The sequence below is a fragment of the Collinsella aerofaciens genome (assembly GCF_040926265.1).
GTDB classification, from domain to species: Bacteria; Actinomycetota; Coriobacteriia; order Coriobacteriales; family Coriobacteriaceae; genus Collinsella; species Collinsella aerofaciens_BB.
Map to the genome: position 1 here is coordinate 1 of NZ_JBCOIL010000010.1, position 13,029 is coordinate 13,029.

8 protein-coding genes and 1 tRNA gene are annotated in these 13,029 nt (G+C 60.5%); 5 read left to right on the forward strand and 4 right to left on the reverse strand.

Annotated features, from left to right (window positions below; all coding sequences use genetic code 11):
• Window positions 1–45: 45 nt before the first annotated feature.
• Both AB5767_RS04285 and AB5767_RS04290 read right to left on the reverse strand, forming a co-directional pair.
• Window positions 46–2,373 (reverse strand): DUF4012 domain-containing protein, encoded by a 2,328-nt coding sequence (locus AB5767_RS04285; protein ID WP_368131886.1) that lies wholly within the window; start codon window positions 2,371–2,373, stop codon window positions 46–48.
• A 149-nt stretch (window positions 2,374–2,522) separates the two neighbouring features.
• Window positions 2,523–3,545: a DMT family transporter gene (locus AB5767_RS04290; protein ID WP_368131887.1), complete on the reverse strand. Its 1,023-nt coding sequence runs from the start codon at window positions 3,543–3,545 to the stop codon at window positions 2,523–2,525.
• A gap of 289 nt (window positions 3,546–3,834) precedes the next feature.
• Here AB5767_RS04290 and AB5767_RS04295 point away from each other — a divergent pair.
• Together AB5767_RS04295 and AB5767_RS04300 are read left to right on the forward strand one after the other, a co-directional pair.
• Window positions 3,835–3,909 (forward strand) — tRNA-Val (locus AB5767_RS04295).
• A gap of 226 nt (window positions 3,910–4,135) precedes the next feature.
• On the forward strand, window positions 4,136–4,822 hold the full coding sequence (locus AB5767_RS04300) for a DUF5710 domain-containing protein (RefSeq protein WP_217750359.1): 687 nt from the start codon (window positions 4,136–4,138) through the stop codon (window positions 4,820–4,822).
• Between the two features lie 445 nt (window positions 4,823–5,267).
• On the opposite strand, the gene AB5767_RS04305 is transcribed toward AB5767_RS04300, so the two are convergent.
• The gene (locus AB5767_RS04305) at window positions 5,268–6,350 is read right to left on the reverse strand and encodes an HNH endonuclease (protein WP_195621152.1); all 1,083 of its coding nucleotides are present in this window, start codon (window positions 6,348–6,350) and stop codon (window positions 5,268–5,270) included.
• A gap of 215 nt (window positions 6,351–6,565) precedes the next feature.
• Between AB5767_RS04305 and AB5767_RS04310 the strand changes: the two genes are divergently transcribed.
• On the forward strand, window positions 6,566–7,057 hold the full coding sequence (locus tag AB5767_RS04310) for a hypothetical protein (RefSeq protein ID WP_346964794.1): 492 nt from the start codon (window positions 6,566–6,568) through the stop codon (window positions 7,055–7,057).
• 100 nt (window positions 7,058–7,157) lie between these two features.
• Here the strand turns inward: AB5767_RS04310 and AB5767_RS04315 are convergent, their stop codons facing one another.
• Window positions 7,158–8,624 carry an ATP-binding protein gene (locus tag AB5767_RS04315; RefSeq protein ID WP_368131888.1) on the reverse strand — a complete coding sequence of 489 codons (1,467 nt, stop codon included), beginning with the start codon at window positions 8,622–8,624 and terminating at the stop codon, window positions 7,158–7,160.
• A 622-nt stretch (window positions 8,625–9,246) separates the two neighbouring features.
• On the opposite strand from AB5767_RS04315, the gene AB5767_RS04320 reads away from it, so the two are divergent.
• Both AB5767_RS04320 and AB5767_RS04325 read left to right on the forward strand, forming a co-directional pair.
• Entirely contained in the window at window positions 9,247–12,291 is a 3,045-nt protein-coding gene (locus AB5767_RS04320; protein WP_368131889.1) for an insulinase family protein, read from the forward strand.
• 134 nt (window positions 12,292–12,425) lie between these two features.
• A complete protein-coding gene (locus AB5767_RS04325) occupies window positions 12,426–13,022 on the forward strand; it encodes a 5-formyltetrahydrofolate cyclo-ligase (protein WP_368131890.1) in 597 nt (198 codons plus the stop codon).
• The last annotated feature ends 7 nt before the right edge of the window (window positions 13,023–13,029 follow it).

Genomic DNA, 13,029 nt, shown 5'->3' on the forward strand with positions numbered 1-13,029 from the left:
GGGGCCGCGGGGGCGTTCGGCTAACTGCGGGAGCGAGCCATCAGCTCAATGTGTTCGGCTGAGATCGGAAATCAACCCGCGAGCCGCCTGGCATGTAGGAGTCTGACGCAGCGTAAGCGGCTTGTCCCCCGCCTCGGCCGACGTGGTCAGCGTATACGTGATCGTCGTCGTCTCGCCAGCATGCAGGTCAACGGTGCCCGAATAGAAGGGGATTCCATGCCACGTAGCGGCGCCAAGACCAAACTGGGTGCCCTCGACGGTCAGATCAGTAATGTTGCCGCCCGTCGGGGCAAACAACGAGACATTCAGACGCTCGTCGTCACGCGCGGCATCGGGTGCGCTCGCCGCAACGTAGTCGGGCAGCTTGCCAGCCTCCTCCTGCGTCATGATGTTCGTCAGGGTAACGGTGATGCGATAGGAGCACGTGCCGTCGCCGTTCTTCACGCCCTGACCAATCTGAGTGTCGGCGTTCAGATACCAGTCGAGCTTGGAGAAGCTCAGGTTGTTAAAGTAAACGCCGGCAACGGGATCGGCACTCGGATCATCCGGATCGGGCAGCGAAGCGTCAATGCCCGTCTCTTTGATGGCATTCTGCTCATCATCGTTTCTCATCCACGCGATCAGGCGGCCCTCTTCGGCACCGCGCTCAACGGCGCTGACAAGCTTCGTAACATCGACATCGCCGATACCGCCAAGGATCTTGTCGAAGGCAGCGCTGGCGACGGATGCAAAGATGCCGTCCGACTCCTCGACCGGATAGTTCCAGTACACATCGTGCATGAGGACCTTTGCGGCGTTGGTGCCGTCGACAACCGTTCCGTCGGGCAGTGACACGTTACCGACCAGGCCCAGCAGATACTGCAGGAACACCGGGTCGATACCGATGACGCCATCAACGTCCTGTCCATACTGGGACTTCCACAGCGCGGCGACACGCTGCGAGTTGCGGGGCCAATCAGGCGAATAGGTATTGCCCGAGTTGTACAGGTTGCTGTGGTTGCCGAACAGCGCCTCATCCTCTTCGTCGACGCTCTCGACCGCCTCATCCTCGCTGAGTCCAATGCGGGGAACAAACTCGCCAATCGACATCTGACCGTCGGTGACCGAAATCAGGCCCTGCGAACCGCCAAAGCCGCCGCAGGCACGAATCTCGACGTTGTTCATGGCGTACATAAGGTAGTTGCGCGTCTGGCCGTTGGCGCCGAGCATCTGGGGAAGGACGGGGGCGACCTTCTCCGCCGCGTCAACCGCGCCGTTGAGGGTGGCAAAGCCGTCCTTGGCCTTATCGACCAGCTCGGTCACCTGGGAAATATGAGTATCGCCAATGCCCTGGACCTTCTCGTTGGCGCTCTTGAACACCTTCGAGCTATTGGAAAGCGAATCGGCGACCGCCTGTAGCGCGGACACGTTAATCATGCCGTCCTGGAACAGCTTGCCGGGCGTAGCCTGCGAGAGGTTGTCGGCCATGGGAACCAGCGCATTGCTCGAGACATCGGACAGGGCGTCAATCATGGTGCGGGCCGCATTGATATCGCTGCCATACACCGGGATAAACGAAGCCGCCGCCCACAGCGGGCTCGAGGTCTTCGCCTTCATGCTGTTACAGAGCTCATCGATCTTCTTCGCGTCGTCAGGCAGCGTCGAAAAATCGCCCGACGTGACCTTGTCCTTAAGGCCACCGACGATCTCGACAGCCTCCTTCGCTTCGCTCTTTACGGTCTTTGCCGAGTTAAGCAGCATAAAGCCGCTTGCGCCAAGCGCAACGAGAAGCACCGCGACTACAGCGGCAATAATGGCGCCGGTGTGACGCTTTTTGCGCTCGCCCTTGCGATGGCGATGACGGACCAGACCGTCAGAGGTCGAACTCGACGAAGCGTCGCTACCGTAGTTCAAGCCAAAATCGTAATAATCTTCCTTGGAACCCGAGCCCGCAAACTCGGCACCGCTATCATCCAGGCGGGCGAACGTGCCAGTCTCGGAGGCGCCGGTGTAGATCGTGCCAAGGTTACCCGTAAGCCCCGCGCCACCGGCAGAGGGAGTATTGTTGTCGGCCTTGCCGGCATTAACGTTGCCGGCGGCATTCGCGGCGTTGGCAGCACCTGCGTTGTTCGCAGGTACCGAAGGAGCCCCGCTCGGCTGCGACGCGGAGGTTGCACCGCCCGCAAAGACATTCCCTCTTGCACGGCCGGTCTTTTTTGCCTTTTGAGACTGCTCGTACAGAGCGGTAAACATCGCCGTCTCGCCCGGGGACACGCGCTTACCGGAGCCGCCCTGTCCAGCGTCGCCCGGCGTGCCGGCCTTACCAGCCCCGTTCGGACGCGGCGGAACTGCAGGACGGCCGCTATCGCTGCCCTTAAAGTGATTACCAGCCATAAAGAAATCCTCGCAATTGAGTCGCAATGAAAAAGTCCATAACGTTACTAGTTTATGGCATTTTGAGCATCGACAGCTAAACTCCAGACACGGACATCAATTGGCGAAAATGCGGCACAACACCTTTTCTGTCTTGGCGGCGGCGTCAACTACACCGTGAGGAACATCATCACGATGATCATGGCAAAGCCGATAAGGTCGGTCGGCAAAAACACCGTGCCCAGCATAACGGCGCTGGTGATGGTCGCCGAAACCGGCTCCACAGTTCCGATGAGGCTCGCGCGCACCGAGCCGATGTCCTTAACGCCCTGCATATAAAGCATGTAAGCAAAAAACGAGCCGATAACCACGAACACCGCGAGCGCCTCGATGCCGGCAGCGTCGAGCGCCGGCATATGCGCCCAGGGCTGCACGAAGACGCACGAGACCACGCCCGCCGTGAGCATTGCCGAGCCCGTGACGATGGGGCTGCCGTATTCGGGCAGGATCTTGGCGGGAATCACCGCCATACACGCGGCGCTGACCGCACACATAAGACCTGCTGCCAGGCCAAGCGGCGAGATATTCAGGCTGGTGGGGTCGCCGCCGGTGGCGATTAAAAAGGTTCCACCCAGAGCCAGGCCAATGCCGATGACTTCGCGAGTACGCGGCATACGGCGATCGGTCACGCAGGCGTAGCCCATGATGATAACGAGCTGCAGGCACTGGAGCACCGTCGCGGTTCCGGCGTTCGTCAGGCGCACGGCCGAAAGATAGCAAAACTGGTTGAACAGCAGGCCAAAGGCGGTAAAGAGCAGCAGCTGCTTGCGATCGGCGGGCGTCGTCCAAAGCTTGACCAGGCGCTCGCGGTCGCGCGTAACAACCACGGCCATAAAGAGTAGACCGGCGAGAATCTGACGCACGCTCATAAGCCACAAGGTGTCGACGTGGTAGGTATCGAACAGAAAGCTCGCGCTGGTGCCCGAGAAGCCCCAAAACGAACCGCCCACCAGCGTAGCCAAGACGCCCGTGATCATCTTGCGCGACGACGCATCGTTAAGGCGCTCGCGCCAGGCGCGGCGGGTGCTACGGCTGAGCTCGTCGGTGCCCTCGGGCACATCAATGTTCGATATATCGGTCATCGGCACCGAAGCCCCTGCGCCTTCGACCTGCTCGACACACTCTTTGCTCATTCCACTCCCCCGAAACAGCCTGGAAACAATTCGGCTTACCTTACCACGGCGAAGTCACCAGCTGGAGGCTTGTCCGCATATCGGTAGGACAATTCCGCAAGCGTCTTTCCATAGCTCGATACCGCAATGGCCTTGCATTATGCGACAGCCAAATCGCGGCAGCAGGCACTTTTGAGATGGATATGACAAAGCCCCCGAATTCCACAATGTAAGCGATTTTTAAAAATGTTCTTGCCACCGAGTTCAGGCTCCGTTATATTATCCCTTGCGCGCTTGCGCACCCTTGATCGGGCGTTTAGCTCAGGGGGAGAGCGCTTCCCTGACACGGAAGAGGTCAGAAGTTCAAATCTTCTAACGCCCACCAAATGTTCGCAGCTCAGAGGCTATGCCCTCTGGGCTGTTTTGTTTTATGTCGCTAAATCCGCCGGCAGTTCCAACCGCCCAACTAGCCAAAAGCCGACCATCTACTTGCCGATCTATCCATCGGCATAACCAATCAGTCCGCACCGCAACTTCTCAGCAAAACGCCGCGATGTCTGTGCCCTGCGGTATCCTTGAGCCACTTGCACCTGCAGCACCAAGGAGCCGCCATGCGCACCGAGCTCGATGTCCCCTTTTCGCACAAAGAAGAAGCCAAGGCGCTGGGCGCCAAATGGGACCGGACCAAGAAGATCTGGTATGTACCCAGCGGCGTCAACCCCGAACCCTTTGCCGAGTGGCTGCCCGGTGTTGACCGATCCGACCCCTCAGCGCCGTATATATATCTAGTACTGGGCAAGCGCGAGTGCTGGAAGTGTCACAAAGAGACCTCGGTCGCGGCCTTCGGCATTCCCTATCGAGCCGATAACGACGAGAGCATCGTCATCGCGCACGCGCCCAACGAAGCCGGGCACATTGCCATCGACACGGCCAACGCCAACGCGCTCGCCATCGTGCCCGCTCTTGGCTGCGTGCCAGGCGAGATCCGCGACTACCTTCATAAGCGCTGCGGCTACAAGCCCGTAGGCGCGCGAGCCTCCAAAGCCCCGTCGCTCGGCAACACGTGCACCAGTTGCGACGCGCTGCAAGGCAGCCGCTATCTGTTCGAGGAGCCCTCGTCCCCATTTGCCCTCACTGCCATCAACAAGCTGCCGGCACTGGAGTTTGTGCGCGTCGAAGTTGCCGGCGTCTTTGGCGTCCCGGCCGCGCGTACCGACTTTGACCAGGCGCTCTTTACCTGGGCACGCGACCATCACGCCGAGTTCCACAGGCAACTCGGTGAGGGGATTTATTTGTAGAGACGGAGAAGCCTTCACAGCCAGCTCCTCCGCATCACCTATCCCTCGTCGCCGGCGTCATACACGATATCGAGGCCACAAACAGGGCATTTCTCCGGATACACCGGCATATGAACGCCTGTCCGTTTTCTCACTTCGTCGCTGAGTCTGTCGCGCGCATCGATGAACCGAATGTCGAGACACGGTATTTGCAAGCCGCAGCAAGGGCAGGTGACGACAAACGACCCGCAATCAACCTCTACGCTCGGAAACATATTGTTGTCTATAAGGGCACACGGCAGTTTTCCGTACTTCCCCATCGCAATATCGCCTCGCCAGCTCATACACGCTCCCCTCTCGCTATACAAAACAGGAAGAGCATGCACCGGCGGGCGGGCGCGAGATTGCATCGCCACGCGATCCGATCAAACAACACGATCGTCAAAGAATGCCAAAGCCAAATACGCTAATACGGCAGAAGCCCCGCCTTTTCACGCTTCTTTTCCGAGCGATCGAACTCAATGCGATGGGCCTCAAGAAACACCGTATTGGGTCGCCACTGACGCTCATTCGGCTGCCTTAGCGTCGCACCCGCAAAAGAAGCGTAGCCGGTCTTATCCAGCAGGTACGATCCGCACAGCCGATATTCGCCGCAAACAGGCTCAAACGAAATCAGGTGAGCATCAAATAGGGAATGAAGATCGCGCCGAAGTAGAATGCCATTGCTGGCAACCTGCGATTTGGGTCCCGAGTAATTCTCGATATGTGCAGCCTCCAGAGCTTCGCTGACGCCGCAGTCCGACACCGCGCAACGTCCGTCATAGGCGGCAACGAGCTGCTTGCGGAACCATTGCTGCCCCAATCGCTCGCGCCTTAACGCATAGCGGACCTTTTCGTCGTCGGTCGCACCCTGTCCGGCAAACTCAATATCGACGGGCATGTGCTTCAGATAACTCATGTCGGGTGCAAAACGAGGGTCCGGTCCGCCTTTATGAACAGGACCGTGCAGAACAAACCATCCGTTTTCGGGCTCGAACCGCTCAACAAACGCAAGGCCGAGCACCTTATAGCCCACCTCGGTTGCAAATATGACTCCGACCGGAACGCCACATTCCATGCAGTTGAGCATTTTACGGTTGTAATTCTGGTCTCGAAAACCAACGGTACCCGGCGCTTGAACCGAGTACTTAATGACCCACGTACCATCGTCCAAATAGAGCGGAGGCACATCGGTGTAGAAGCTCTTTTTAGAGTTATGGACCGAAAGCGCAAAGATCTTATTGGGATCTTGCTTCACCCGATCCTGGCCCGGCCAGAAGATCCCTGAATCCCGCGTTACGGGAAAGAAGTCCGAGCCAATTCTCAAACGATACTGATACTGAGGGCTATCTTCCTTGGTGTGGTGCGGAAGGCTGGTCCAAACGCCGCCGCGCTGTTCCTCATCCAGAAACCACTCCCATGCCTCAACGTATTCGGAAGGCACGAGACTGCAGGCGCGGTCATAGCTTGGTCCATCCATCAACGGAACAGCAAGGTCAATGTCGTTCATCGCCAGCACCTACAACCATACGAACGCGAGTCATGCCCCTCAATAATATGGCCGAGAGTCAATTATTACGAGATCTCATTCCGCGATCGGCACATCGTTGATGCTCCCGGTTTGCCGCTGGCGCGCTTGTACCCCGCTACCCCACTTCCCTGTATACTGATGTAGCACGTGTTTCATCCGGGCTTGTTGGGCCGGGTCGTTCATGGGAGGTTCTTGTGGCTGTTTCGAATCCGCCTAAGGGAAGCGTTTCTTCTTCGTCCATCAAGCCGGTTACGCGCAAGGCCGTGCGTTGCCAGCGCGAGGTCGCTTGGCTTGTCACGCAGGCGGCGGGCAGACTCGTGGCGAGCACGGAGGACGTCAATGCTCCCACACCGAGCTTTGTGCTGGCAGCGGCGCTGAATCGAGTACGCCAGCTGGAACTCGTCGCACAAGAAGACGGCAGCCATCTTGGCTACCAGGACGCTATGGCGCCCGACCTGTTGACCTTTTGTCGCATGACCAAATTGCCCGCCGCGCCCAATACGCTTTCGGACGCAGGCTACATGTTTACGCTCTCGGGCGCGGACCTTATCCGCGACATCTATGCATACTGCAGCGAGCTCGCCGAGCGCCACGTCTTTGACGCGGCAGAAGTCAAACCGGGAAATGTCATCAAGCTGGTTCTTAGGCTGTTCCTGATAGACGGGTTCGGGGCCATGCCGGCGTAAGCCGAGTCTTTAGCATCACCGTCGACTGGGCAACAACCGCTTTACCTTAATGGACGCCAATCGAGGGTCGATTATTGGGTCGCCTCGTCCACTAACGCATCTATCCCACGCGCTCCGACAGTCGATACTTGCGGTTGCGGCTCGTCGCCGGCGCCGTGGGCTCAAGCTCGCCTTGAGCAATGAGCGCGTTGACGCGCGACCTAACCTGGGAAATTGTGAGCCCTGTGTGCTCTGCCAGCTCGCGCGTCCCCAGCTCGCCGTAGTGTTTGAGTGCCGTCACAATTAAGCCCCCGCCATGATCGACCGGCTCGATCTTTGAACGGTAAAGTACGACCTTGAACCGATCGAATCCCGGGCAGAACAGGGGCCCGGCCAGACCATGCGCGCGCATGGCATCGATCATCATCGGGATGCCCGAGCCATTGCCCTCAGCCGGCGAACCTGCGCCATCCGGCAGCGGGACAATCGACATGAGCTTCACAAGCGTCGCGTTACGGCATCGGGAGCTGCCGTCAAACAAGTTCTCGCGAGTCTTTCCCCCGTAAAGGCCGCCAGGATTTGTCACCTCGACACGATCATCAAAGACGTCGACGGCAATCGATTGTCCACAGAACCGATCCCCGTATTCTCGATGGATTACGGCGTTGGCGATTGCCTCGCGCAGAACCTCCTCGGGAATCTCAAGCGAGTCGACACGCGAGACGCCTTGGACGGTCGAGGTTCGCCGCAAATTCTTGGCGACGGCTGCGACGGCATCCGAGATCATTTCGCCCAACGTTCCCTCACAGATTGTGCGGTCCATGAACCTCAGCGACCCCGCCATGCCCTTCTGAGTTCCCGCATGGACAGCCACGTCAATGAAGAGCTTGGGATAGAACTGCTGAGGGTAGGTGCCCACAACTAGGAGTCCAGCCTTGGTGACATTGCCCTGGGAATCAAGGATATTTAGGCGCTCCAGCTTCGTTTGTTTGTCCGGCGCGCCGCGCATTGCCCGGGGCGTCAACGAGAAAGCCCGATCTATCGTACGGTCGACCAGCGTCTCGTCGAGATTGTCCGCGCCCGCACCCGCCACCGCGTCGCGATCGCTCGGAGTCGCTCGACCGTATGACGCCAATGCGAGCACCTCAGTCGATGAAAGCGGCACATCTTTGTCATCGATGCGCTTGTAGCTGCCGCCCTGGGCGCCCCGCTCTATGACATAGCAGGGCTTGCTCGACGGATCGAGCTCCTCAATCGTAATGACGAGAACGATGACGCCCTGAAGCTCCACTCGCTCGATCGTGTATTTAGGCGGATTGGCCAGCTTTCCTCGACCGCCCGCATCACCCATGCCTGACACAAATTGGTTGAGCACTTTCTCGGTCTCGAAGTTCTCAACCGGGACAAAACCTGCGCGCTCACTCACTCCGAGCACGATGATTCCGCCGGCAGTGTTCGCGAATGCGCTCACCGTTTCCCATACGTCGCGGGAAAGCGTCGTGGCGCTCTCCTTCACTTCGACGTTAAGATCATCCGAGCCCATACGCCTTAAAGACTCAAGCAGACCGGTCAGCTCGTTTTCGTTCATCTGCACGTCCTTTCGCTCGGTCCTGCGGAGAATGCCGCGGATAGATTTCCCTCGTCTCTCAGTTATCTCTCGTAATTATCTCTCATTTATCTCTCTATCTCTCGGCTTAGAGATAGAGAGATAGATAGAGATGGAATGTCTACCATTTGCTTCATTTATACATATTTTTGCTGGTAGAACAATCGGTATTGAGACAATACCATGATTGCCTACCTCTTTGCTGCTCAGTTATCTCTCATATTTTTCTCTCATCTTCCTGTCATCTCTCATATTAGAGACGAATGAGAGACGAGAGATACGCGAGTGATGGACGAGCGAGGATTTTCGGACGGTCGGATATCGAGAGTGAATATTTGGACGGTTTTTGGGGCTTTTGCGGCAGATTCCGTCCAAATATCCACTCTCGTTCGATAGGTGTCCGGAAATCCTCGCTCGTCCGTCCGAATATCCACTCTCGTTTGGCGTGTGTCCGAATTTCCACGCTCGCGCGGCGGTCACGCGGGGCCTTTACCCATTCCGCCGGCATCGTCTTCAGTTCGCCGCAGAGCCGCGGCCCCATATGGGTATACTCTCGAGGATTCGACTCGATTCGCCCCCGCTGGGGCGTCAAAGGAGACTGCATATGCCCACCACCTCAACCGACCCGCGCGCCGCTGCCGCCGCGCTGCTGGTACCCGGCACCACCTGCCACGGCTTTGCCGTCGAGCGCTGTGAGACCGTGCCCGAGCTCGACTCGGACGCTTACGTGCTGCGCCACACCGCCTCGGGCGCTCGCCTGCTGTACCTGGCGTGCGACGACGAAAACAAGGCCTTTGCCATTGGCTTTAAGACGCCGCCGGCCGATTCCACCGGCGTGTTCCATATTCTTGAGCACTCGGTGCTGTGCGGATCGGCTAAGTTCCCCGTCAAGGAGCCGTTTGTCGACCTGATCAAGAGCTCCATGCAGACGTTTCTCAACGCCATGACCTACCCCGACAAGACCATCTACCCCGTTGCCACCACCAACGAGCGGGATCTGTACAACCTGATGGACGTGTACCTGGACGCGGTGTTCAACCCGGCCATCTATACCAAGCCGACCATTTTTGAGCAGGAGGGCTGGCACTACGAGCTGGACCTGCCGGAGAGCGTCGAGGGCGAGGGCGACGGCGGCTCCGCGAGCCTGCGCGAGGGCACGCTGCGCTATAACGGCGTGGTGTTCAACGAGATGAAGGGTGCGCTGTCCGACCCCATGAGTGTGCTGGACGACGCCGTCAACGCCGCGCTCTACCCCGACACCGCCTATGCACACGAGAGCGGTGGCGACCCGCGCGCGATTCCCGCGCTCACCTACGAGCAGTTCCTGGACACGCACGCGCGCCACTACAATCCTTCCAACTCTTATATAACGCTCTACGGCGACCTGGACGTGGACCGCGCCCTGGCCTTTTTGGACGAGCGCTATCTGTCGCAGCCGAGTGCCGCGAGCCGCCGCATGGACGCTGCCGTCGCCGCCGGCGAGGACCCGTCCACGATGGCGCCCAATCCGCTGGGCGTGCAGGCGCCCGTGACCTGCGAGTACAAGCGCGTCGAGATGGCCACCACACCCGAGAACGCCCTGGTGGGCCTGGGCCTGGTGCTGGGCAACGCGCTCGACCGCAAACGCACGATCGCGGCGGATATCCTGTTTGAAGCACTGCTGGGCTCCAACGAAGCGCCGGTTAAGAAGGCCATTCTGTCCGCCGACCTGGGCGGCAACGTGGTGAGCTACACGGCGGCCGAGAGCCTGCAGCCCTACGAGCTCATCATGCTGCAAAACGCGCAGCCCGGCGTGGCGCGCGAGCTGCGCCGCGTGTTTCAGGACGCCTGCCGCGACTTATGCGAACATGGCGTTCCGCGCGAGCGTCTGGAAGCCATCATCAGCAGCAACGAATACGACCTGCGCCAGCGCGACTACGGTATCGCCGACGGCGTGGCCATTGCGTGCGACGCGCTGAGCACGTGGCTCTACGATGACGACGCTGCGACGCTGGCGCTCAAGTACGGCCCGGTGTACGAGGAGCTTCGTGGCGAGCTGGACGGCAGCTACTTTGAGGACCTGTTGCGCGAGCTCGTGCTGGAGAACGACCACATGGCTCTGGTCGAGCTGGTGCCGGTGGACGCCGCCGAGGGCGCAGAGGGCGCCGAAGCTGCCGAGCTGGCAGCCAAGCGCGATGCCATGACCGATGCCGAGCTGGCCGACGTGGTCGAGCGCACGGCCGCGCTGCGTGCCGCGCAGGAGGCGGAAGACACACCCGAGGCCAAGGCCACGCTGCCGCGCCTGCGCGTGTCCGACATTGGCGAGGCGCGCCCCGAGCCGCCACTGGTCGTGGACACGACCGCGCCCATCCCCTGCCTGCGCCACGGCATCCCCACCAACCGTCTGGCCTACGCCATGCAGTATTTCGACCTGAGCTGCGTCGCGTTTGAGGACCTGCCCTATGTGACACTGCTCTGCCGCCTGCTTAAGCAGCTGCCCACGCGCGAGCACTCGGCCGAGGAACTCGATAACTTGCTCGCCGGCAAGCTCGGCTTTTTGAGCTTTACGACCGAAGTCATGACGCAGCCCGAAGTAGACGGCGTGCGCCCCTACCTGCTGGTGAGCGCCGGCGCCCTGTCCGAGAAGATCGATGCACTGGCGAGTCTGCCGCGCGAGGTATGGTCGAGCACGCTTTTGGCGGACGCCGACGCCGACCGCATGCGCGACGTGCTCACGCAGATTCGCATTGGGCTTGAGCAGGGCTTTATCAACAACGGCCACTCGGCGGCGCTCGGTCGCGCGATGAGCTACAGCTCGCCTTCGGCCGTGGTGCGCGAGCAGCTTTCGGGCGTTGATTTCTATCTGTTCCTGCGCGATCTGCTCGACCACTTTGACGAGCGCCTGGACGGCCTGCGCGCCAAGCTTACCGAGCTTGCGGGCCGCATCTTTGTGGCCGACGGCTGCATGGCGAGCTTTACCGGCAGCGACGAGGACTTTGACGCGTACTGGGATGCCGCGGGCGACCTGGGGCTGGACGCTGGCGACGGCGCCGATGCCGGCCGCGACGCGCTCGTGGTGCCGGCGCCGTGCGACCGCCACGAGGCTTTCGTGATCCCCAGCGACATCTGCTTTGCCGCGCGTGCGTGCGATCCGCGTCGTCTGGGCATTGACGTGACGGGCGCTTGGGCGGTTGCCGCCAACGCGCTCTCCTACGACTACCTGTGGAACGAGATCCGCGTGAAGGGTGGTGCGTACGGCTGCGGATTCCGCGCGGCCGGCGAGCGTCAGGCGGCGTTCTACACCTACCGCGACCCGGCAATCGACCCCTCGATTGAGCGCGTGGCGCGCGCAGGCGAATGGCTCGGCAGCTTTGAGCCCGACGAGGCCGCCTTTGAGGGCTTTATCGTGAGCTGCGCGAGCGGCATGGACGCGCCGGTGAAGCCGTACGCGCTCACCAAGCGCCGCAACACGACCTACCTGGCCGGGCTCGATCCACATGCACGCGAGGAGCGCCGCGCCCAGATGCTCGCCGCTACGCCCGGTGAGCTGCGCTCGCTCGGCGCCGATGTGACGCGCATCGCAGCCGAGTCGCCCACCTGCGTCTTTGGCAGCCGAGACGTCATCGCCAAGAGCAACGCCGGCTTTAACGTAGTCGACCTGCTGGGCTAAGGCACGGCAATCAAAACCACCACAAAGGAGACAGCACCTTCGTGGTGGTTTTGCCGTCTTTATCGCGTTTGCCCAGATAAAGCCTGCCAAAATAAACCTGTCCCTTTTTGGTAGGTTTGGGAGAGAGGGCCGGGATGGACAAGGCTGAGTTGCGACGGGCGGTGATTGCTCGGCGCGATGCTCTTGATTTGGATGTGCGGGCGGCAAAGTCTGCCGTTATCTGTGCGCGGCTGGTTGAGCTGTCGGATCGCTTGGATGCCGCGGTGTCGCGCACCGTTGCCGTCTATGCCGCGGTGGGTTCCGAGGCAGACCCTGCCGCGTTTGCCGCTGCGACCGCCGCGCGCGGCTGGCGCGTGGCCTATCCGTGCATGTTCTCGGCAACAGACGCCATGGCTTGTGGCCAGCGCATGTGCATGCGGGCAGTCTCTGCCGGCGATGCATCCGAGGCCCCGTTTATCGCCCACCCCACGCGGGCCTTCGCAGCCACGGACGTCGACAGCGACCACTTCCCCATCGTGCCCGCCGCCGAGCCCGACATGGTTGTCGTGCCGCTCGTGGCTTTCGACCGCACCGGCGCGCGCCTGGGCTACGGCGGCGGCTGCTATGACCGCTACCTGCCCACGCTCTCGCCCGCATGCCAAATCATCGGCATCGCCTTTGACGAGCAGCGTGTCGACCACGTTCCCACCGACGCCCACGACCTGCCGCTACCCCACATCATCAGCGCCTAACGGCTGG